General features: G+C 72.8%; 22 protein-coding genes and 1 pseudogene. 17 read left to right on the forward strand and 6 right to left on the reverse strand.

Annotated elements, in window-relative coordinates; genetic code table 11:
* The 4 genes and pseudogenes from H0E84_RS10985 to H0E84_RS11000 form a co-directional block, all read left to right on the forward strand.
* Positions 1–491, forward strand: a pseudogene (locus H0E84_RS10985) (DNA polymerase III subunit gamma/tau); the annotation flags it as partial.
* Between the two features lie 72 nt (positions 492–563).
* Positions 564–884 carry a YbaB/EbfC family nucleoid-associated protein gene (locus H0E84_RS10990; protein WP_180678697.1) on the forward strand — a complete coding sequence of 107 codons (321 nt, stop codon included), beginning with the start codon at positions 564–566 and terminating at the stop codon, positions 882–884.
* 190 nt (positions 885–1074) lie between these two features.
* The gene (recR, locus tag H0E84_RS10995; RefSeq protein WP_180678698.1) at positions 1075–1671 is read left to right on the forward strand and encodes a recombination mediator RecR; all 597 of its coding nucleotides are present in this window, start codon (positions 1075–1077) and stop codon (positions 1669–1671) included.
* Positions 1672–1801: 130 nt separating this feature from the next.
* A complete protein-coding gene (locus H0E84_RS11000; RefSeq protein ID WP_180678699.1) occupies positions 1802–2146 on the forward strand; it encodes a histidine triad nucleotide-binding protein in 345 nt (114 codons plus the stop codon).
* Between the two features lie 22 nt (positions 2147–2168).
* Here H0E84_RS11000 and H0E84_RS11005 read toward each other — a convergent pair whose 3' ends face one another.
* Genes H0E84_RS11005 through H0E84_RS11020 form a run of 4 tightly spaced genes read right to left on the reverse strand, consistent with a single transcriptional unit; the run spans position 2169 to position 6614 of the window.
* Complete coding sequence (locus H0E84_RS11005) at positions 2169–2663, reverse strand: Slp family lipoprotein (RefSeq protein ID WP_180678700.1); 495 nt, start codon at positions 2661–2663, stop codon at positions 2169–2171.
* Positions 2660–4636, reverse strand: coding sequence for a transglutaminase TgpA family protein (locus H0E84_RS11010; RefSeq protein ID WP_180678701.1), 1977 nt, complete (start codon positions 4634–4636; stop codon positions 2660–2662). The genes H0E84_RS11005 and H0E84_RS11010 overlap by 4 nt, the downstream gene beginning before the upstream one ends.
* A complete protein-coding gene (locus H0E84_RS11015; protein WP_180678702.1) occupies positions 4629–5615 on the reverse strand; it encodes a DUF58 domain-containing protein in 987 nt (328 codons plus the stop codon). The genes H0E84_RS11010 and H0E84_RS11015 overlap by 8 nt, the downstream gene beginning before the upstream one ends.
* A 45-nt stretch (positions 5616–5660) precedes the next feature.
* A complete protein-coding gene (locus tag H0E84_RS11020; RefSeq protein WP_257644187.1) occupies positions 5661–6614 on the reverse strand; it encodes an AAA family ATPase in 954 nt (317 codons plus the stop codon).
* A gap of 132 nt (positions 6615–6746) precedes the next feature.
* Between H0E84_RS11020 and H0E84_RS11025 the strand changes: the two genes are divergently transcribed.
* On the forward strand, positions 6747–8606 hold the full coding sequence (locus H0E84_RS11025) for a glycosyltransferase family 39 protein (protein WP_180678703.1): 1860 nt from the start codon (positions 6747–6749) through the stop codon (positions 8604–8606).
* Positions 8607–8612: 6 nt separating this feature from the next.
* On the opposite strand, the gene H0E84_RS11030 is transcribed toward H0E84_RS11025, so the two are convergent.
* Together H0E84_RS11030 and H0E84_RS11035 are read right to left on the reverse strand one after the other, a co-directional pair.
* The gene (locus H0E84_RS11030) at positions 8613–9179 is read right to left on the reverse strand and encodes a Maf family protein (protein WP_180678704.1); all 567 of its coding nucleotides are present in this window, start codon (positions 9177–9179) and stop codon (positions 8613–8615) included.
* Positions 9180–9191: 12 nt separating this feature from the next.
* On the reverse strand, positions 9192–9554 hold the full coding sequence (locus tag H0E84_RS11035) for a hypothetical protein (RefSeq protein WP_180678705.1): 363 nt from the start codon (positions 9552–9554) through the stop codon (positions 9192–9194).
* 145 nt (positions 9555–9699) lie between these two features.
* On the opposite strand from H0E84_RS11035, the gene H0E84_RS11040 reads away from it, so the two are divergent.
* The 12 genes from H0E84_RS11040 (at position 9700) to H0E84_RS11095 (ending at position 19886) form a co-directional block, all read left to right on the forward strand.
* Positions 9700–10206 (forward strand): YceD family protein, encoded by a 507-nt coding sequence (locus H0E84_RS11040; RefSeq protein ID WP_180678706.1) that lies wholly within the window; start codon positions 9700–9702, stop codon positions 10204–10206.
* 30 nt (positions 10207–10236) lie between these two features.
* Positions 10237–10431 carry a 50S ribosomal protein L32 gene (gene rpmF / locus H0E84_RS11045; RefSeq protein WP_180678707.1) on the forward strand — a complete coding sequence of 65 codons (195 nt, stop codon included), beginning with the start codon at positions 10237–10239 and terminating at the stop codon, positions 10429–10431.
* Between the two features lie 124 nt (positions 10432–10555).
* Positions 10556–11551, forward strand: coding sequence for a beta-ketoacyl-ACP synthase III (locus H0E84_RS11050; protein WP_180678708.1), 996 nt, complete (start codon positions 10556–10558; stop codon positions 11549–11551).
* Between the two features lie 115 nt (positions 11552–11666).
* Complete coding sequence (fabD, locus tag H0E84_RS11055; protein WP_180678709.1) at positions 11667–12611, forward strand: ACP S-malonyltransferase; 945 nt, start codon at positions 11667–11669, stop codon at positions 12609–12611.
* 88 nt (positions 12612–12699) lie between these two features.
* Positions 12700–13443 (forward strand): 3-oxoacyl-ACP reductase FabG, encoded by a 744-nt coding sequence (gene fabG / locus H0E84_RS11060; protein WP_180678710.1) that lies wholly within the window; start codon positions 12700–12702, stop codon positions 13441–13443.
* A 117-nt stretch (positions 13444–13560) separates the two neighbouring features.
* Positions 13561–13800: an acyl carrier protein gene (gene acpP / locus H0E84_RS11065; protein WP_149194087.1), complete on the forward strand. Its 240-nt coding sequence runs from the start codon at positions 13561–13563 to the stop codon at positions 13798–13800.
* Positions 13801–13974: 174 nt separating this feature from the next.
* Complete coding sequence (gene fabF / locus H0E84_RS11070) at positions 13975–15213, forward strand: beta-ketoacyl-ACP synthase II (protein WP_180678711.1); 1239 nt, start codon at positions 13975–13977, stop codon at positions 15211–15213.
* Between the two features lie 206 nt (positions 15214–15419).
* Positions 15420–16769 carry an aminodeoxychorismate synthase component I gene (locus H0E84_RS11075; protein ID WP_180678712.1) on the forward strand — a complete coding sequence of 450 codons (1350 nt, stop codon included), beginning with the start codon at positions 15420–15422 and terminating at the stop codon, positions 16767–16769.
* Between the two features lie 93 nt (positions 16770–16862).
* A complete protein-coding gene (gene mltG / locus H0E84_RS11080) occupies positions 16863–17927 on the forward strand; it encodes an endolytic transglycosylase MltG (protein ID WP_180678713.1) in 1065 nt (354 codons plus the stop codon).
* A gap of 2 nt (positions 17928–17929) precedes the next feature.
* A complete protein-coding gene (gene tmk, locus H0E84_RS11085; protein ID WP_425600483.1) occupies positions 17930–18580 on the forward strand; it encodes a dTMP kinase in 651 nt (216 codons plus the stop codon).
* Positions 18577–19524 carry a DNA polymerase III subunit delta' gene (locus H0E84_RS11090; protein ID WP_180678715.1) on the forward strand — a complete coding sequence of 316 codons (948 nt, stop codon included), beginning with the start codon at positions 18577–18579 and terminating at the stop codon, positions 19522–19524. The genes tmk and H0E84_RS11090 overlap by 4 nt, the downstream gene beginning before the upstream one ends.
* Before the next feature lie 2 nt (positions 19525–19526).
* On the forward strand, positions 19527–19886 hold the full coding sequence (locus H0E84_RS11095; RefSeq protein WP_180678716.1) for a PilZ domain-containing protein: 360 nt from the start codon (positions 19527–19529) through the stop codon (positions 19884–19886).
* Positions 19887–20074: the final 188 nt, after the last annotated feature.

Below are 20074 nucleotides of genomic sequence, written 5' to 3' on the forward strand. Positions count from 1 at the left end.
AACAGCGACAGCCGCAACCACAGCCGCAGCAGGAGGCGCCGCCGCCGATCGCGGCCCCGGTCTCCGCGGCGGCAGCGCCCGCTGTCGCCGCCATGGAGATCGACGCCCAGCGCTGGCCGGACCTGCTCGGCGGGCTGGCGCTGCGCGGCCCGGTCCGGGAGCTGGCAGCGCACACCGCGTTCGTGGGCTATGCCGACGGCGTGCTGCGGCTGGCGCTGCCGGCCAGCGACGACCATCTGAAGACGCCGTTCCTGATCGGCCAGTTCGCCCAGGCGCTGGCGCCGCGCTTCGGCGGCGTCCCGCAGATTCGCTTCGAGGCGGCGGCGGATGGCGGAGCCGAGACCCTGCACGCGCGCCATGCGCGCCAGCGCGACGCCCGCCAGAACGCCGCCGAGAGCGCATTCCTCGACGATCCGGACGTGCAGCGGCTGATGACGCAGCACGGCGCGCAGGTGGTGCCGGACTCGATCCGTCCGCTCGACGAACGCTAGACGACAATGCACGCCGGCCCGATTCGCCCGCGCCGGCATCCGCAGCCTTCCCACCAGCCCGAGGTAGCCCCCATGCGTGGAAACATCGCCCAGTTGATGCAGCAGGCGCAGAAGATGCAGGAGAACATGCAGCGCGCCCAGGAGGAGCTGGCCAACATCGAGGTCACCGGCGGCGCCGGCGGCGGCATGGTCAGCGTCACCCTGTCCGGCCGCATGGAGTGCCGCAAGGTGCGGATCGATCCGAGCGCGCTCGCCGATCCGGAGATGGCCGAGGACCTGATGGCGGCCGCGTTCAACGACGCGGTCAACAAGGTCAACGCCGAGTCGCAGGAGCGGATGGCGGCGGCGACCGCCGGCATGGCCATGCCCCCGGGCATGAAGATGCCGTTCTGACGGGCGCCGGCATGCGGGCTCCATGCGACGTGGAGCGGAGCCTGCCGGGCCGTTGCGGCTCCGGTTCGGTGGGCCTTGCGGACGGGCAGGGCCGGCTCCGCGGTTCAGGGTTCGGGCGCGCGCGGCGGCGGGCAGGCGCGTCTCCCTGTTCTCCGACCCCGGTGCCCGCGCAGCAGGACGGATTCCGCACATGACCGTCTCGCTGCTCGAACGACTCATCGAAGCCTTCCGCGTGCTGCCCGGCGTTGGCCAGAAGACCGCGCAGCGCATGGCCTACCACGTCCTGGAACGCCAGCGCGAGGGCGGTGCCAGGCTGTCGGCTGCGCTGGCCGAGGCGATCGAGCGCGTCGGCCACTGCGAACGCTGCCGCGACTTCAGCGAGGCAGCGATCTGCCCCGTCTGTGCCAGCGCCTCGCGCGACCGGCACCAGCTGTGCGTGGTGGAATCCCCCGCCGACCGCCTGGCGATCGAGCAGGCCACCGACTACCGGGGACTGTATTACGTGCTGCAGGGCCGTCTCAGCCCGCTCGACGGCATCGGCCCGCGCGAGCTCGGTCTCGACCGCCTCGTGGCGCGGCTGGGCGAGGGCGAGGTGCAGGAACTGATCGTCGCCACCAATCCCACGGTCGAGGGCGAGGCCACTGCCCACTACCTGGCGCAGCTCGCGCGCCAGCACGGTGTGCGCCCGAGCCGGCCGGCGCACGGCCTGCCGCTGGGCGGCGAACTCGAGTACGTCGACCGCGGCACCCTCTCGCACGCGTTCGGGAGCCGGAGCGAGGTGCCCTGAAGGCAGGGAATCGAGAATCGGGAATCGGGAATCGGTAGAGCGCCGTCTTCCGTGCCGACCTGCGCCCGGCGCAAGAGGTGCGGGATCGCTTGCGCTACGATTCCCGATTCCCGATTCCCGATTCCCGCCCATGGACACCATCTTCCACAAGATCATCCGCCGCGAGATCCCGGCCGAGATCGTCTACGAGGACGAACACCTGGTCGCGTTCCGCGACATCGGCCCGCAGGCGCCCGTGCACGTGCTGTTCGTGCCGAAGCAGACCATTCCGACCCTGGATGCGGCGAAACCGGAACACGCCGAGCTGATCGGCCGCCTGGCGTTGGCCGCGGCCGAGTACGCACGCAGCGAGGGTTTCGCCGAAGCCGGCTATCGCGTGGTCATGAACTGCAACGGCCACGGCGGGCAGACGGTGTACCAGCTGCACCTGCACCTGCTGGCCGGCGCACAGCTCGGGCATTTCGGCGCCGCCTGAGCGGCGGCGCCAGGCGCGGACGTTACCACCACCACCAGCCGCGCCAGGGGTAGGGGTCGTGGTGCACGATCACCCGCACGTCCTCGCGCTCGGGCCAGAGGTAGACCACGTCCGCGTCGATCCGCGGGAACCGATAGTCGTATTCGCCGATGCTGCGGTTCTCGTAGCCCTCGATGCGGCCGGTGAAGGTGACCTCGCGATCGACGGCGAATACCGCCGGATCGTAGAAGCCGGGGCGGCAGGCCAGGAAGCGGCCGCCGGTGGCCTCGCTGGCGCGGTCCGGCCTACCGCTGGCATCCAGCCGGGTCGACAGCATGGTGAAACAGGTGCGCGCCGCCTGCGGCTCGACCTCGATCACGCGGCCGCCCCAGCGCACGCTGGCACCGGTGCGGTCGCCGGCGGCGGCGTCCTCGGGGGTGATCGCCGGATAGTCGCCGCGCAGCGGGACCGGCTGGGTGGCGCAGCCGGCGAGCAGCGCACCGGCGAGGAGTACGGAAGCGGAAGCGCGGGTCTTCATCGGGAGTTCTCCGGGGCCGGCGTGCGGTCGGGGCGGTGGGCGCGCAGGTCGCGGGCCAGGGCCCGGGCCGAGTCGGCATCGCCACCGCCATCAGCGTAGCGCCATCGTTCGAAACGTGCGCTGAGCGCCGCCAGCCGGGTGGCGCCGGGACGGGCGGCCAGCACCCGCGAGACCCAGCGCCCGGCCGGCTCGTGCGCCTCGCGCCCCAGGCCCAGCCGCGCATAGCGCCGGCCCAGGCGGCGCCAGGCGCGCAACACCGGGTCGCGCTCGCGCTCGCCGCGCGCCACCAGCCACAGCATCCACGCCAGCGCCAGCCCGCCGAGCGCCGCGAACAGGACGATCAGCTGCTGCGGCGAGAGCCGGTCGATGCCGAACGGCTGCAGCAGGCGCTGCTGGCGGGCGGCGTCGAAGCCCAGCATGAAGTCGTTCCAGCCGCGCCGCATCCAGTCGCCGAAGTCCAACACCGGGCGCATGCGCACCAGCGACTCGAACGCGCCCGGCGGCAGGTCCTCGATGGTGTCGTAGATCCGCTCCGGCGCCACCGCCGCGGTGGGGTCGACGCGCACCCAGCCGCGTCCCTCGAACCAGACTTCCGCCCAGGCGTGCGCATCCATCCGCCGCACCACCCAGTAGTCCCCGAAGCGGTTGTAATACCCGCCGACGTATCCGGTGACGACCCGCGCCGGGATTCCGGCCGCCCGCATCAGCACCACGAACGCCGAGCTGTAGTGTTCGCAGAATCCCTGCTGCTGTTCGAAGAGGAATTCGTCCACCGCGTGCCGGCCCGGCAGCGGCGTGGCCAGGGTGTAGGCGAAGTCGCCGCGGATCCAGTCCAGCATCCGCTCGATGATGGCGCCGTCGTCGTCGCCGGCCTCCAGGCGCCATTGCCGCGCCAGCGCCACCGCACGGGGGTTGAAGCCCTCGGGCAGCCGCAGCGCCATGCCGCGCAGCATCGGCCCCAGCTCCGGCTCGAGCGTTCGCGGTGGCGCCGAACGCATGCGCCAGCGCCGCAGCGAGCTGAGCGGGCGCTCGGCGCCCATGCTGTAGTCGTGGGCCAGGCGTACCCCCTCCGGGGCGTCCAGCGGAAGTTCCAGCGCGACCACGTGACGGCGGTCGGTGGGTTCGACCTCGACGTCGTACTCCCAGACCGGCGAACCGCGCTCGGATTCGGCCGGAGGCAGGCCGGCCAGCCAGTCGGCGCGCGTCCAGCTGCGCCCGTCGTAGTGCACCAGCACCGGGCCGCGCCAGTACATCTGCTCGCGCGTCGGGACTGCGCCATGGAACTGCACCCGCAGCGCCGGGGAATCGTCGGCGAGCAGGTCGATCCATTCGCCGGGGGTCATGGAGTCGGACAGTCCCGGTCGCGCCACGGCGCGCTCCGGTACCCCCCAAAGCGGCGTGCCGATCCGCGGGAACAGCCAGAACGCGGTCAACGCCAGCGGCAGGCCGACGGCCATCAGCCGCCCGACCGTCGCCAGTTGGCGACGCGCCGCAGCGCCGTTCCCCGCCGGGTCGCCGGACTCCAGTTCCGCCAGCCGCAGCAGCGCGGCCAGCGCCAGCACCGCTCCGCCGAGGCCGAGGGCCAGCGACAGCGGCCCCTGGTCGAGCAGGAAGGTCGCGAACGGCGCGAACAGTGCGAACCCGAGCAGGCTGCGCCCGTCGCGGAGCGTGAACAGCTCCACCGGCTTGATCGCCAGCATCGCTGCCAGCATCGCGCAGCCGGTATCGCGGCCGAAGACGAAGCGCGAGGTCGACAGCACCAGGCCGATCAGCGCCAGCGCCAGCAGCAGCCGCAGCCAGCCCGGCACCCGGTAGCGCCATGAGACCGCGGCCACCAGCAGCGCCAGGCCGCCGATCCCCGCGCCGGCCTGCCCCGGCAACTGCAACAGCAGCGGCAGCAGACAGACCATGGTGGCGGCCAGCGCCCAGGCGCGGCTGCCGGCGTCGAGTGGCGGCGACCGGCGCTCAGCCATGCGCCGGTCCCGCTGGCAGCAGCGCCAGCGCGCGCAGGCAGGCGTGGCGATGCTGGGTGCCGCTCGCGGGCCCGAGTGCGGGCTGGCTGGGCAGGACCAGGCGATAGCGGCGCTGGTCGCGTTCGGCTTCGTCGACCCAGCGCGCGAGCCGCCGGATCCGGTCCTCCCAGGGCAACGGGCCCAGCTGTCGCCAGTCCAGCACTACGTCCGCGCCCTGCGGCTGCTCGTACTCGCGGACCAGCAGGGCGTCGCGGCGCGCCGACGGCTTCCAGGCGATCGCCCGGCGCGAGTCGCCGCGGCGCCAGGCGCGGAGGTGGTGGACGTCGTCGCCCGCAGGGTGCAGGCGTGCCTGGGCATTGTCGCCGGCGCCTTCGGGCAAGGGCGGCCCGTGCGCCTCCGGCGCCGGGTAGACCAGCAGCGGCGCCTCCGGCCATACCCAGGCCCAGGCGCGCGCGAGTCCAAGCGGGCGGGTCGTGGAGATGCGTATGCGTTCGAGGTCGTACCAGCCGCGGTCGACGGTCGGCAGCTCCAGCACCGCCTCCCCGGCACCCTGATCGAGCGATAGCCTGGCGGCCGCGGCCCCGCTCTCCACGCGCAGCCCGCGGCGCTGCCGCCGCGGGTCGGCGCGCACGTGGACGCGCAACTGCAGGGGTCGTCCCGCGGCGACCGGCTCGGCGCCGGCCGCGTGCACGGCCAGCGCGCTCAGCTGCAGGTGCGCCCCGAGCAGGCTGGCCATCGCTGTGCCGGCCAGCAGCAGGCAGAGCAGCAGCGCGGGGTTGTTGTTGTAGTTCAGCGCGCCGACGCCCATGGTCGCCAGCAGCACGAAGAAGAACAGGCCGAAAGGGGTGGGCAGCACGTAGACGCGGCGGCGATCGAACACGACCGGCAGCGCCTCCGGCCCGCGCGGGCGCGCCAGCCGCGACAGGCGCTGCACGGTGCCGGCGAGCCAGCGGCCGCCGGCCTGCGTGGCCGTCGTCATGCCCGCCCGCCCGTCCCCGCGCGTGTGCGCGGCGGCGGCGCGCGGTCAGTCCACCGGGACCGCATGCAGGATCGCCTTGGCCAGCGCCGGACTGTCGCCGGCCTCCGATTCGGGCACCAGCCGGTGCGATGCCACAGCCGCGAACAGCGCCTGCACGTCCTCGGGCAGCACGTGGCGGCGGCCGAGAAGGAGGGCGTAGGCGCGCGCCGCATGCAGCAGGGCGATGCCGGCGCGGGGCGACAGGCCGACGCGCACGCCGCCATGGTGGCGGCTGCGTTCGACCAGGGCCTGGACGTAGTCGACCAGCGCGTCGCTGGCGTGCACGGCGCGCGCGGCCTGGCGCAGCCGCACCACCTGCGCGGCATCGAGAACCGGTTGCGCCTGTGCGATCAGGCCGCGCCGGTCGCTGCCCGCCAACAGCGCGCGCTCGGCGTCGCGGCCCGGGTATCCCAGGCTCAGCCGCAGCAGGAACCGGTCCAGCTGCGAGTCGGGCAGGGGGTAGGTGCCGGCGAGGTCCAGCGGATTCTGCGTGGCGATCACGAAGAACGGCTCGGGCAGGCGGTGGGTGCTGCCGTCGATGCTGACCTGGTGCTCGGCCATGGCCTCGAGCAGCGCGCTCTGGGTGCGCGGCGGCGCGCGGTTGATCTCGTCGGCGAGCAGCACGTGTGCGAACACCGGGCCGGGATGGAACTCGAACTTGCGGCTCTGCGCGTCGTACACCGACACGCCGATGATGTCGGAGGGCAGCAGGTCGGAGGTGAACTGCACGCGCTGGAAGCCCAGCCCGAGGGTCGCCGCGAGCGAATGCGCGAGGGTGGTCTTGCCCAGCCCGGGCAGGTCCTCGATCAGCAGATGGCCGTCGGACAGCAGCGCGACGAACGCCAGCCGGACTTCCTGCGCCTTGCCCAGCACCAGGGTGTTGACCTGCTGCTGCGCGGCCTTGAGCGCGTTCAACAGATCGTCGGTTAGCATGTCGGCATGCGCGGGGGATACGGACATCGGCGATCTCCGGCGTGGAGGGCGGGGCTCCAGACTGCGATGCGCGTCACGACGTTCCGGACACGCCCGATCGAACCATTACCACACCAGCGAGTGTAACGAGGTCGCGTGCGGATGCCGAATGCCGTGGACATGCGTGGGGACGATGTGCGCACCCTCCAGGCGCGCCGCGCATTCCTGTGGCTGTGGGGCGCCGTGTGCTTGCTCAAGCTGGCGCTCGCCACGCAGTTGCCGCTGTTCGTGGACGAGGCGTTCTACTGGCAGGAAGGGCAGCATCCCGCCTGGGCATACTCCGACCTTCCCGGCCTGACCGCGTGGCTGATCCGCGTCGGGGTCGAGGTGGCCGGCAACACCCATCTCGGGGTGCGGCTGCCATTCCTGCTCATCGCCGCTGCGCTGCCGTGGCTGATGGTCCGGATCGTGGAGCGCGAGTTCGACGAGCGCAGCGCCTGGCTGGCCGGCAGCGCCACGGTGCTGCTGCCGCTCGCCGGCACCCTCGGCCTGCTGGCGCTGCCCGACGTGCCGATGGCCCTGGCCACGCTGCTGTGCCTCGATGCCGGGGCGCGCCTGCTGCGCACGGTGGACTACAACGCCGCGCTGTTGCTGGCGCTGGGCCTGGCGATCGGCGCGCTGAGCCACTACCGCTTCATCGCCGTGATCGGGGTCGGTCTCGTTGCCCTGGCCTGCCTGCCCGAGGGCAGGCGCGCGCTGCGTGATCCGCGGGTGTGGATCGCAGTGGCGTTCGGCGCCGCCGCATGGGTGCCGCTGCTGGCCTGGAACCTCGACAACGCCGAGGCCGGCCTACGCTTCCAGCTCGTCGACCGCCATCCCTGGGCGCTGCATCCGGAAGGGATCCTGTTCCTGCCGCTGCAGATGCTGCTGGTCACCCCGCTGTTGTTCGCCGCGCTGCTGTGGGCTGCCTGGCGCACGCTGCGCGGCGGCGCTGCGGTGCCGCGGCTGTTCGCGCTGCTGGGCGGCCTGATGGTCGGCGGATTCTTCGGCCTCGGCTTCTTCGCCGACACCGAGCGGGTGAGCTTCCACTGGCCGCTGCCCGGGTACCTGGCGCTGCTGCCGCTGCTTCCGGCGCTGCTCGACGCCTGGCCGCGCTGGCTCCGCCGCGCCACCTGGGCGCTGGCCGCCGCCGGGCTGGCGTCGATCCTGGGCTACTACCTGGCGGTCTCGATCCCCGGGGTGCGTGCGCAGAGCGCGGCGCTCAAGTGGTACCCGTCCAATTTCGCCGGCTGGAGCACGCTCGCCGAGGCGGTGGAGGAGGCCCGCGCCGGGATGCCGCCGGAGACGCGGATCGTGGCTGGCAACTTCAAGATCGGCGCCGAACTCGGTTTCGCGCTGGAGGACCCGCGGATCCCGGTGCTCGACCATCCGCTCAACCGAGCCCACGGGCGCGCTCCGCAGCTGCAGCTCTGGGGCCTGCACACCCGCGGCCGTTCCGACTGGGGGGACGCGCCGGTGCTGCTGGTGGTCGGCGCTACGGACGTGCCCTATCGCGAGCTGTTGCAGCGATACCAGGCGCTTTGCCAACGGGTCGGGCCGCTGCCGCCGCCGCGCGTGCTGAACATCGACCACGGGCGCCAGCGCTTCCTGCTGTTCGCCCTGGACGGCGCCACGAAGCGGGGCGGGGGCGCATGCGTGACCCCGGCGCTGGCCTGGATCGACGCGCCGGTGGGCGGGGCCACGGTGCAGCGGCCGTTCGAGGTCACCGGTTGGGCCTTCAAGGAAGGCGTCGGCCTGTACCGCGTGGAAGTGACGCTCGACGGCGAGGTCGTCGCCGAGGCCGAGTACGGGTTGCCGGCGCCGGGCGTGGCGGGCTACTGGGGAACCTCGGCCGATCCCTCGCATCCGGACGTCGGTTTCCGCGCCACGGTCGGCACCGACGTGCCGCTGCCGCCCGGCCGCTACTGGCTGGGGCTGCGCCTGCATGGTCGCGACCGCAGCGTCGAGGACTGGAGCGAGCAGCCGCTGCTGATCGAGTAGCGCGGGTCAGGGAACGGCGAATCCCGCTTCGCGCAGCAGCCGGGCGGTGGCGATCAGCGGCAGGCCGACCAGTGCCGTCGGGTCCTGGCTGGAGATCGTCTCGAACAGCGCGATGCCCAGGCCTTCGGCCTTGAAGCTGCCCGCGCAGTCGAGCGGCCGCTCGGCGTCGACATAGCGTTCGATCTCCGCGCCGGTCAGGGCGCGGAAGCGCACCTCGGTCACGTCCAGGGCCTCCAGGCAGCGGCCGTCGCCATGATGCAGCGCCACCGCGGTCAGGAAGCGTACCCGCGCCGCGGACATCATCGCCAATTGCCTGCAGGCGGCTTCGCGGCTGCCGGGCTTGCCGATCGGAGCGCCGTCGAGTTCGGCGAGCTGGTCGGATCCGATCGACCAGGTGCCCGGTGCCGCGGCCGCGGCCGCCTTGGCGCGCGCCAGCCGCCGTACCAGCGCCGGCGGCGACTCGCCCGTCCGCGGCGATTCGTCGACCTCCGGCCGCACTACCTCGAAGGCCAGCCCCAGGCGCTGCAGCAGCGCCCGGCGGTAGGGGGAGGTGGAGGCGAGCACCAGCCGCATGACGCCGGGGTCTCAGTGCAGCGGCGCGCGGGCGCGCTCGATCTGCAGCAGTTGCTGGTCGATGCGCTGGCGTGCGGCGTCGATCGACCGGCGCACCGTCTCCAGCTGTTCCACGCTCGCATCCGCGCCGTACTGCTGCAGCCACAGGCGTTGGCGCAGCATCTCCTGCATCGCCTCGCGCACCGGATTCTGCTCGTCGCCGGCCACCGCCTCGATCTCGGCGCGCGCGGCGCGCAGCCGGTCCTCGAGCGCGTCGGCGGCATCGAGCAGGCCCGAGAGCACGTGCTGGCGGCGACCGCTGCGGCGGCGCCTGAACAGCAGCCAGCAGGCCGCCAGCACGGCGGCCGTCGAGAGCAGGACGAGAATCGGCAGCAAGTCGGTGGTCCCCCTGAGCGGACGGCCAGTCTGCCGCGGCGCCGGTAGCGGGGCAAATTGCCCGGGAGGACAAGGGCTTGCGGCACGCGGCGGCCGCAGCCCGGGTTTGACAGCCGCCGGGGCGGCGCCTAACATTCCGCCTCTTATGTCCGCGGAAGTGCCCGAGGTAGTCGATGCGTGGCGGATGGTCGCCGCGGATCGGGTGTTCGAGGGGCGCCTGCCGTTGTCCGGCATGGCGCGGCTGGAGGGGGCGGTGCTCGACCATGCCGGCGAGGCGGTCTTCTCGCTGGAGTTCGGCCGCGATGCGCTGCGGGTGCCGTATGCGGAACTGCGGATCGAGGCCGCGCTGCCGCTGCTGTGCCAGCGCACGCTGCAGCGGTTCCTGCATCCGGTGCGGATCGAGCAGCGCTTCGGCCTGATCCGCGACGAGGCCGACGAGGCCGCGCTGCCGCCGGGCTACGAGGCGTTGCTGCTGGCCGAGGACGGTCGCATGCGCCCGGCGGAGCTGGTCGAGGACGAGCTGATCATGGCCGTCCCGCTGGTGCCGGTGGCGCCGGGGTCGGAAGCGGTCGAGCGCGACTGGCCGGCGCCCGAGGACGAGGAAGCGCGCGCCAACCCGTTCGCGGCGTTGGCGGCATTGAAGAAACACTGAACATCACGAATCTGTTGCTGGAGCGTTCCCATGGCTGTGCAGAAATCCCGCGTCTCTCCCTCCCGCCGTGGCCAGCGCCGGGCCCACGACAAGCTGTCGGCGAAGCAGCTGTCGACCGATCCGACCACCGGCGAGATCCACGTGCGTCACCACGTCACCGCCGACGGCTACTACCGCGGCAAGCAGGTGATCCAGGTCCGGTCGAAGGTCGCCGAAGAAGACTGATGGCCGCGCGCGCCGGCCGCCGCGGCGGTCCGGTGCGCCCCCTGGAGCCGCGGCCCCGGCCCGGTCCCTTCGCAACCGCCCGCGCCGCCGGCGCCGGGCATTCCGGCCGAGGACACCCTCCCAGATGAGCGAATCGGGTTCGACTCCGCGCGTCTACTCGCGCATCGCCGGTACCGGCAGCTACCTGCCGGCCAAGGTGCTGACCAACGACGATCTGTCGAAGATCGTCGACACCAGCGACGAGTGGATCGCCGCGCGCACCGGCATCCGCCAGCGCCACATCGCCGCCGACGGCGAGACCACCGGCGACCTCGCCTACCATGCGGCGGTGCGCGCGCTGCAGTCGGCCGGGGTGGAGGCGGACGAGCTGGACCTGATCGTGCTCGGCACCACCACGCCCGACCTGATCTTCCCGTCGACCGCCTGCCTGCTGCAGCATCGGCTCGGAGCCAACGGCTGCGGCGCATTCGACGTCAACGCCGCCTGTTCCGGGTTCCTGTACGCGCTGTCGGTGGCGGACAAGTTCATCCGCAGCGGCGATGCCAGGACCGTGCTGGTGGTCGGCTCCGAGACCCTGACCCGGATGGTCGACTGGACCGAGCGCACCACCTGCGTGCTGTTCGGCGACGGCGCCGGCGCGGTGGTGCTCAAGGCCGACACCGAGACCGGCATCCTCAGCACCCACCTCCATGCCGACGGCGGCAAGAAGGAGCTGCTGTGGAACCCGGTCGGGGTGTCGGTCGGCTTCAGGGAAGACGAGAAGAACGCCGGGGTGCGCATCCGCATGGCCGGCAGCGACGTGTTCAAGTATGCGGTCAAGGCGCTCGATTCGGTGGTCGAGGAGACGCTGGCCGCCAACGGCCTGGACCGCCACGATATCGACTGGCTGATCCCGCACCAGGCCAACCTGCGCATCATCGAGGCCACCGCCAAGCGCCTGGACATGCCGATGGAGCGGGTGGTCGTGACCGTCGACAAGCACGGCAACACCTCATCCGGCTCGGTGCCGCTGGCGCTCGACGAGGCGGTGCGCTCCGGCAAGGTGCAGCGCGGCCAGCTGGTGCTGCTGGAAGCGTTCGGCGGCGGCTTTACCTGGGGCTCCGCGCTGCTGCGCTACTGAGCCGTCCCTCCGCCTGCACGCCGTTGCGATGCCCGGCGCGACATACGCCGTGGTACAGACAGCCCGGCGCCCGGCCACGTATCATCGTGCGCCCGCTTTGCAGCCGGATGGACGCGTGACCGATCCCCAGCTTTCCTTCGTGTTTCCCGGCCAGGGCTCGCAGGCCAGCGGCATGCTGGCCGATCTCGCCGTGCAGTACCCGTCGGTCCGCGAGGATTTCGCCGAGGCGTCCGACGGCGCCGGCGTGGACCTGTGGGAACTGGCGCAGCCGGGCGCCGAGGAGCGCCTCAACGCCACCGAATTCACCCAGCCCGCGCTGCTCGCCGCGGGGGTCGCACTGTGGCGGCTGTGGGGCACGTGCGGCGGCGCGCGGCCGGCGGTGCTCGCGGGGCACAGCCTCGGCGAATACAGCGCCCTGGTCGCGGCCGAAGCGCTGTCGCTGGCCGATGCCGCGCGCCTGGTGCGGCTGCGCGGGCAGCTCATGCAGGCCGCGGCGCCCGCCGGCACCGGCGCCATGGCGGCAGTGCTCGGCGCCGAGGATGCGCTGGTCGCCGAGGTCTGCGCCCAGGCGTCGGGGGACGAAGTGGTCGTCCCCGCGAACTTCAACTCGCCGGGCCAGATCGTCATCGGCGGCCACGCCGCCGCGGTCGACCGCGCGCTTGCGATCCTGGCGGAGCGGGGGGTGCGCAAGGCGGTCAAGCTCGCGGTCAGCGTGCCTTCGCACACGCCGCTGATGCGCGATGCCGCCAATCGCCTGTCCGAGGCCATGGCCGGCCTGGAGTGGCGCGAGCCGGCGCTGCCGGTGGTGCAGAACGTCGACGCCGAGGTGCACCAGGGCGTGCGCGCGATCCGCGATGCGCTGGTGCGCCAGCTGTACCTGCCGGTGCAGTGGACCGGCTGCGTGCAGGCACTGGCGGGCCGCGGCGTCGTGCGAATCGCCGAATGCGGGCCAGGGAAGGTGCTGGCCGGGCTGGTCAAGCGGATCGATCGATCGCTCGACGCGCGCCCGCTCGGTACCATGGCCGACTTCGACGCCGCGCTCGCGGCGTGGGCGCGCTGACCGGCAGCGGCCGGCGCGCGCGGATTTCCATCGACGCCGGCGTTGCGCGGACCATCGCGAACGCCGCCGCAGCAGCAGGGAGCCATCCATGACACAGACATTCCAAGGCGAGATCGCCCTGGTCACCGGCGCCAGCCGCGGCATCGGTGCCGCCATCGCCGACGAACTGGCGGCGCAGGGCGCGACCGTGGTCGGCACCGCGACCACCGAGGCCGGCGCGCGCGCCATCGGCGAGCGCCTCGCCGCGACGGGCGGGCACGGCCGGGTCCTGGACGTCACCGACGGTGCCGCGGTCGAGACGCTGATCGAGGCCATCGGCAAGGAAATCGGCGCGATCGGAATCCTGGTCAACAACGCCGGCATCACCCGCGACAATCTGCTGATGCGGATGAAGGACGAGGACTGGCAGGCGATCATCGATACCAATCTCGGCAGCGTCTACCGCACCTGCAAGGCGGTGATGCGCGGGATGATGAAGGCGCGCAAGGGCCGCATCGTCAACATCGCCTCGGTGATCGGCCTGACCGGGAATGCCGGACAGGCCAACTACGCTGCGGCCAAGGCCGGCATCATCGGCTTCAGCAAGTCGCTGGCCCGCGAGATCGGCTCGCGCGGCGTGACCGTCAACGTGGTCGCGCCTGGCTTCGTCGCCACCGACATGACCCGCGACCTTCCCGAGGATGCGAAGCAGGCGATGCTCGGCCAGATCGCGCTGGGCAGGCTGGGCGAGCCGGCGGACATCGCCCGCGCGGTGGCCTTCCTCGCCGGTCCCGCGGCCGCCTACATCACCGGCGAGACCCTTCACGTCAACGGCGGCATGTACATGGCGTGAGCGCTTTCCAGGGGCCATAAGCCCTTGAACCGGAACGGGCTTCGGCATCCATCGCCGAGCGCCCGCCTTTCCCTTAAACTAGTCGGCCGTCAGGGCCTTCCCCGGAGCGAAACCCGTATGAGCAGCATCGAAGAACGCGTCAAGAAAATCGTCATCGAGCAACTGGGCGTCAAGGAAGAGGAGGTCAGCCCCAGCGCTTCCTTCGTCGACGACCTCGGTGCGGACTCGCTCGATACCGTCGAGCTGGTGATGGCGCTCGAGGAGGAGTTCGAGTGCGAGATCCCCGACGAGGAAGCCGAGAAGATCACCTCGGTGCAGCAGGCCATCGACTACATCAAGGCCCACGTCAAATCGTAACGGCGTTCGGCGACGATGGCGGCCCCGCTGGGCGTCGCCGTCGTCCCGGCCGCGCGCCCGCCGCCTGTGCGGACGCGCGGCGGCGACAGACCCCGGGGCCGCGCACGCGGCCTCGTGCGTTTCCGGCGCGGCGCCTTCCGGGTGCCGCGCAACGAACCGAATGAGGAGTGTTCCATGTCCAAGCGACGCGTGGTCATCACCGGTCTGGGCATCCTGTCGCCGGTAGGCAACGACCTGGCCTCGAGCTGGGACGGGATCGTCAACGGCCGCTCCGGCATCGGGCCGATCACCCATTTCGACGCTTCCGGCTTCGCCACGCGCATCGCCGGCGAGGTCAGGGACTTCGATCCGTCGGCGTGGATCGCGCCGAAGGACGTCAAGAAGATGGATCCCTTCGTGCACTACGGCGTCGCCGCCTCGCTGATGGCGATCGCCGACGCGGGTCTCGAGATCCGCGAGTCCGACGCCGACCGCATCGGCGTGGCGATCGGCGCCGGCATCGGCGGCCTGAAGGGCATCGAGGAAACCACCATCAAGTACCACGAGGGCGGGCCGCGCAAGGTCTCGCCGTTCTACGTGCCCAGCACGATCATCAACATGATCGCCGGCCAGGTCTCGATCATGACCGGCGCCAAGGGGCCCAACATCGCCGCGGTCACCGCCTGCACCACCGCCACCCACAACATCGGCCTGGCGATGCGCATGATCCAGTACGGCGACGCCGACGCGATGATCGCCGGCGGCGCCGAGTACGCCACCACCCCGACCTCGCTCGGCGGCTTCTGCGCGATGAAGGCGCTGTCGACCCGCAACGACGACCCGGAGCGCGCCTCGCGCCCCTGGGACGAGGGCCGCGACGGCTTCGTCATGGGCGACGGCGCCGGCATCCTGATCCTGGAGGAGTACGAGCGCGCCAAGGCGCGCGGCGCGCGCGTCTACGCCGAGCTGATCGGCTTCGGCATGAGCGGCGACGCCTACCACATGACCGCACCGAGCGAGAACGGCGACGGCGCCGCGCGCTGCATGCGCCACGCGATCGCCGATGCCGGCGTCGACATCGCGCGGATCGGCTACATCAACGCCCACGGCACCTCCACCCCGGCCGGCGATCTCGCCGAGACCATGGCCGTCAAGAGCGCGCTGGGCGACCACGCCCGGCGCACCGCGGTGAGCTCCACCAAGTCGATGACCGGCCACCTGCTCGGCGCCGCGGGCGGCGTCGAGGCGGTGTTCTCGGCCATGGCGCTGCACACCGGCGTGCTGCCGCCGACGATCAACCTCGACGCTCCGTCCGAAGGCTGCGACCTCGACTACGTGCCCCACACCGCGCGCGAGGCGAAGGTGGATGTGGTGCTGTCGAACTCGTTCGGGTTCGGCGGCACCAACGGCACGCTGGTGTTCGGACGCGTCTGAGCCCCGAGGGCGCGCCCGGCCCGGCGCCGGTCCGGTTCGGGCCCGGGCCTGGCTCCGGGCGTATCCGCGCCGGCACAGGCGCCGCGCAGGATCGGAACGGGGGCGGCGCATCGCGCGCCGGCCCTCTCTGCCGGGGGCGGCCGGCCCGGTGCCGATCCCTGCGCTTTCCGGCTTTCCTTTCCCGCCCAGGGCCGCACAGACCCGACATGCTGATCACCCGACCGTTGCCCCCGGGAACCGACCTGCTGGCGGTCCACCGGCTCGCCCCGCGCCGCTATCCGATGCTGCTGCAGTCGGTGGCGCACGGCACCGCGCAGGCGCGCTGGGACATGCTGCTGGCGGCGGACGGGCAGGCGCTGCGGCTCGATCCGGACGGCCTCTCCCGCGACGAGTCGGGCGGCGCCGTCGCGGGGACGTTCCTGGAGGCGCTCGATGCCCGCTGGGGCGCGCTGCGGTTGCCGCGCCAGGAGCCGCGCTGGCCGTTCCGCGGCGGCTGGGCGCTGTTCCTGGGCTACGAACTGGCGGCACAGGTCGAGCCGGTGCTGCGCCTGCCCGCGGCCGCGGGCGCGCTGCCCGTAGCGTGCGCGCTGCGCTGTCCGGCGGCGATCCTGCGCGACCACGCCACCGGCGAGTGCATCGCCCTGGCCGAGCCTGGATGCCCCGGACTGCTGGAAGCCGTGGTCGCCGATGCCGCCGCCGCCGCGCGCAGCGCTGCGCTGCCGCCGTGGCGAGCACCGGCGACGCTGCGCGAGGACGACCCGGATGCATTCCTCGCCGGGGTCGGCCGGATCCTCGACTACCTCGCCGCCGGCGACGTGTTCCAGGTGAACCTGTCGCGCGCCTGGCAGGCGGGCTTCGCAGCGCCCCCCGATCCGGCCGGCCTGTACGCGCGGCTGCGCGGGATCAGCCCCGCACCGTTCTCCGGCCTGTTCGCCGGTCCCGGCGCCGCCGTGGTCAGCGCCTCGCCGGAGCGGCTGGTGTCCACCCGTGGCGACCTGGTGGAGACGCGGCCGATCGCCGGCACGCGCGCGCGGCTGCAGGGCGACGACGATGCCGCGCGGGTGCGTGAGCTGGTCGGCCACCCCAAAGAGCGCGCCGAGCACGTGATGCTGGTCGACCTGGAGCGCAACGACCTCGGCCGCGTCTGCGTCCCGGGCAGCGTCGAGGTCGACGAACTGATGACGGTGGAAAGCTACGCGCAGGTGCACCACATCGTCAGCAACGTGCGCGGACGCTTGCGCGCGGAGGTCACCCCGGGCGCGGTGATCGCCGCGGTGTTCCCCGGCGGCACCATCACCGGCTGCCCGAAGGTGCGCTGCATGCAGATCATCGCCGAGCTGGAGCGCGCGGGGCGCGGTGCCTACACCGGGGCGATGGGCTGGCTGAACCGCGACGGCGATCTCGACCTGAACATCCTGATCCGCAGCGCCGAGGTCGAGAGCGACGCGGTGCGCTTCCGCACCGGCGCCGGCATCGTCGCCGACTCCGACCCCGGCCGCGAACTCGAGGAAACCCGCGCCAAGGCGCGCGGCATGCTGCGGGCACTGGCGGAATGAGCGTTGGCGCCGCCGCGCCGCGGGTCTGCGAAACGCCGGGCGCGGTATCCTGATGCCCATGACATCCGTTCCCCGCAAGATCAGGAGCAGGCGATGAGCGAGGCGCCACGCCGACGCCGCGGCCTGCTGTTCGCGCTGTTCGTGGGCTCCGCGCTGGTCGCCGGGGCGCTGTTCGCCTGGGGCCATGCGCGCTACCAGGCATTCGTCGACGGCCCGCTCTCGGGGATCGAGGCCGGCGACAGTCTTTTCGTCGAGCGCGGCGACTCCTTCCAGCGCGTGCTGGCGAAGCTGCGCGAGGCCGGGGTGCGCGACGGCCACGAGCTGGAGTGGCGGCTGCTGGCGCGGCGCCTGGGGGCGGCCGGGCGCCTGCAGGTCGGCGAGTACGCGCTCGAGCCCGGGATCAGCGCCAGCGAGCTGCTGCTGCGGATGCGCGACGGCAAGGTCATCCGCCACCGCTTCACCATCGTCGAGGGCTGGAACATCCGCGAGCTGCGCGCCGCGCTCGCGCGCGCCGAGCCGCTGGGGCAGGCTTCGCCACGGCTGGACGATGCCGCGCTGATGGAGGCCCTGGGCCGGCCCGGCGTGCACCCGGAGGGGCGGTTCCTGCCGGAAACCTATCTCTACACCCGCGGCGACACCGACCTCGACCTGTTGCGCCGTGCCGGCGAGGCGTTGGAGCGGGCCCTCGGCGCCGCCTGGGAGGACCGCGCGCCGGACCTGCCGCTGCAGTCGCCCGAGGAGGCGCTGATCCTGGCCTCGATCATCGAGAAGGAGACCGGCATCGCCGCCGAGCGGGGCGAGATCGCCGGCGTGTTCGTGCGCCGGCTGCAGGCGGGCATGCGCCTGCAGACCGATCCGACCGTGATCTACGGCATCGGCAGCGCCTACGACGGCAACATCCGCCGCCGCGACCTGCTGGCGGACACGCCGTACAACACCTACACCCGCGACGGCCTGCCGCCGACGCCGATCGCCATGGCCGGCGTGGAAGCGCTGCGCGCCGCGACCAGGCCCGAGCCGGGCGACACCCTGTACTTCGTCGCCGTCGGCGACGGCAGCGGCCGGCACGTGTTCTCGCGCACCTATGCCGAGCACAGTGCCGCGGTACGCGAGTACGTGCGCCGCTACCGCGAACGCCACGGCGCGGCGTCGCAATGACGGTGCAGCCGGCGCATCCGCGCTTCGTGTCGCTGGAGGGCGGCGAGGGCGCAGGCAAGACCACCGTGCTCGCGGCGCTGCGCGAGGCGCTGCAGCGCGACGGCGACGAGGTGGTCTGCACCCGCGAGCCGGGCGGCACTCCGCTGGCCGAGATGATCCGCGCGCTGCTGCTCGATCCCGGCCACGAGCCGCCGGCGGCGGAAACCGAGCTGCTGCTGATGTTCGCGGCGCGCGCGCAGCACGTGCGCGAGACGATCCGGCCGGCGCTGGAGCGCGGCGCCTGGGTGCTCTGCGACCGCTTCACCGATTCCAGCTATGCCTACCAGGGCGGCGGCCGCGGCCTCGATCCGGCGTTCATCGCCGCGCTCGAGCACCACGTGGTGGGCCTGCGGCCGGGCCTGACCCTGCTGCTGGATATCGACGTGGCCAGCGGCCGCGCGCGCGCGCGCGGCCGCGACCCCCGGCCCGACCGGATCGAGCGCGAGCGCGACGAGTTCTTCGAGCGCGTGCGGTGCGCCTACCGTGCGCGCGCGGCAGCGGAGCCGGAGCGCTTCCGCATCGTCGATGCCGCGCAGCCGGCCGCGGCGGTCGCCGCCGAAGCGGTGCGGCAGTTGCGCCAGTGGCGCGCGCACGCGCCGGGAGTGCGACCGTGAGCGCGGAGCTCGCGCCCTGGCAGCAGCGCGTTCACGATCGTGCGCTGGAGGCCATCGACGGCGGGCGCATGGGACACGCGCTGCTGTTCTGCGGGCCCGCGCTGCTCGGCAAGCGCGCCGTGGCCGAGCGGCTCGCGCAGCACGTGCTGCGCTGCGACAGCGACCCGCGCGCGCGCCAGCTCTTCGCCGCGGGCACCCATCCGGACCATCTCGCCATCGGCTTCATCCCCACCCGCGACGGCAGCCGTCTGCGGACCGAGATCGTGATCGAGCAGATCCGCGAACTCTCGGAGAAATTCACGCTGACGCCGCAGTACGGCGACGCCAGGGTCGCCGTGGTCGATCCGGCCGACGCCATCAACCACGCCGCCTGCAATGCCCTGCTCAAGACCCTCGAGGAGCCGCAGCCGGGCCGCTACCTGTGGCTGGTCGCGGCCAACCCGATGCGGCTGCCGGCGACCATCCGCAGCCGCTGCCAGCGCCTCGAGTTCCGCCTGCCGCCGCGCGCCGAAGCGCTGCGCTGGCTGCTCGCCCAGGGCCATGCGCCGGTCGCCGCGGAGGAGGCGCTGGATGCCGCCCGCGGCCACCCCGGCCTGGCCGACGCCTGGTTGCGCGACGGCGGCATGGCCCTGCGCCGCGAGGTGGCCGCCGACCTCGCGGCGCTCGTGCGCGGCGAACTGGCGGCGCCGGAAGCGGCGCGGCGCTGGACCGCCGACGACGCCGCGGCGCAGCGCCTGCGCCATGCCGCGGACGTCGCCGCCGGGCAGGCGGCCGACTTGACCGACCCCATGCGAACCCGCAGGCTTGCTGCGTGGTTCGACGCCGCCAACCGGACCCGCGACCTGCTGCGTACCACGGTACGCGCCGACCTCGCGGTGACGGAACTGCTGCTGGGCTGGCACGACGCCGGCGGCCGGCGCGGCGGGCCCGCAACGAGGAGATGAGCATGGGTGCAACCGGAGCGGGCGCGAGGCAGGGCATCCTGTCGCTGACGGTGAAGGACAAGGCGGCGCTGTACAACGCCTACATGCCCTATCTGAAGTACGGCGGCATCTTCGTGCCGACGCCGAAGCGCTATTTCATCGGCGACGAGGTCTTCCTGCTGCTGGTGCTGCCCGAGTCCAACGAGCGCCTGCCGGTGGCCGGCAAGGTGGTCTGGGTCACGCCGCCGGGCGCGCAGGGCAACCGCACCGCCGGGGTCGGCGTGCAGTTCGCCGACACCGGCGAGGGCGAGGCGGTCAAGGGCAAGATCGAGACCCTGCTGGCGGGCTCGCTGACTTCCGAGAAGCCCACCCACACCATGTAGTGGTCGCCGGCCTCGCGCCGGCCTCGATCCCGCGCGACGGCTTGTAGCGGCCTTCCTCGGTCCCATCCGGGAACGGCCCCTCGGGGGCGATGCACATCCGTGGGAGCGACGGCGGCGTGCGATGCGGCGGTCCGACTTGGTTCGGTGGGTTTTGCGGGCGGGCCGGCGCGGTGCCCCTGTGCGGGACA

Origin of the sequence: Luteimonas salinisoli (assembly GCF_013425525.1) — a bacterium.
Lineage (GTDB): Bacteria > Pseudomonadota > Gammaproteobacteria > Xanthomonadales > Xanthomonadaceae > Luteimonas > Luteimonas salinisoli.

Bases quoted from the DNA above. Each gene is read 5' to 3' on its own strand.
- H0E84_RS11020 (WP_257644187.1), bottom strand. From the start codon at position 6,614: ATGTCCGTATCCCCCGCGCATGCCGACATGCTAACCGACGATCTGTTG.
- fabG (WP_180678710.1), top strand. From the start codon at position 12,700: ATGACACAGACATTCCAAGGCGAGATCGCCCTGGTCACCGGCGCCAGC.
- acpP (WP_149194087.1), top strand. From the start codon at position 13,561: ATGAGCAGCATCGAAGAACGCGTCAAGAAAATCGTCATCGAGCAACTG.
- H0E84_RS11000 (WP_180678699.1), top strand. From the start codon at position 1,802: ATGGACACCATCTTCCACAAGATCATCCGCCGCGAGATCCCGGCCGAG.
- fabF (WP_180678711.1), top strand. From the start codon at position 13,975: ATGTCCAAGCGACGCGTGGTCATCACCGGTCTGGGCATCCTGTCGCCG.
- H0E84_RS11010 (WP_180678701.1), bottom strand. From the start codon at position 4,636: ATGGCTGAGCGCCGGTCGCCGCCACTCGACGCCGGCAGCCGCGCCTGG.
- H0E84_RS11040 (WP_180678706.1), top strand. From the start codon at position 9,700: ATGTCCGCGGAAGTGCCCGAGGTAGTCGATGCGTGGCGGATGGTCGCC.
- H0E84_RS11050 (WP_180678708.1), top strand. From the start codon at position 10,556: ATGAGCGAATCGGGTTCGACTCCGCGCGTCTACTCGCGCATCGCCGGT.
- H0E84_RS11095 (WP_180678716.1), top strand. From the start codon at position 19,527: ATGGGTGCAACCGGAGCGGGCGCGAGGCAGGGCATCCTGTCGCTGACG.
- mltG (WP_180678713.1), top strand. From the start codon at position 16,863: ATGAGCGAGGCGCCACGCCGACGCCGCGGCCTGCTGTTCGCGCTGTTC.
- rpmF (WP_180678707.1), top strand. From the start codon at position 10,237: ATGGCTGTGCAGAAATCCCGCGTCTCTCCCTCCCGCCGTGGCCAGCGC.
- H0E84_RS11015 (WP_180678702.1), bottom strand. From the start codon at position 5,615: ATGACGACGGCCACGCAGGCCGGCGGCCGCTGGCTCGCCGGCACCGTG.
- H0E84_RS11030 (WP_180678704.1), bottom strand. From the start codon at position 9,179: ATGCGGCTGGTGCTCGCCTCCACCTCCCCCTACCGCCGGGCGCTGCTG.
- H0E84_RS11025 (WP_180678703.1), top strand. From the start codon at position 6,747: ATGCGTGGGGACGATGTGCGCACCCTCCAGGCGCGCCGCGCATTCCTG.
- recR (WP_180678698.1), top strand. From the start codon at position 1,075: ATGACCGTCTCGCTGCTCGAACGACTCATCGAAGCCTTCCGCGTGCTG.
- H0E84_RS10990 (WP_180678697.1), top strand. From the start codon at position 564: ATGCGTGGAAACATCGCCCAGTTGATGCAGCAGGCGCAGAAGATGCAG.
- H0E84_RS11075 (WP_180678712.1), top strand. From the start codon at position 15,420: ATGCTGATCACCCGACCGTTGCCCCCGGGAACCGACCTGCTGGCGGTC.
- H0E84_RS11005 (WP_180678700.1), bottom strand. From the start codon at position 2,663: ATGAAGACCCGCGCTTCCGCTTCCGTACTCCTCGCCGGTGCGCTGCTC.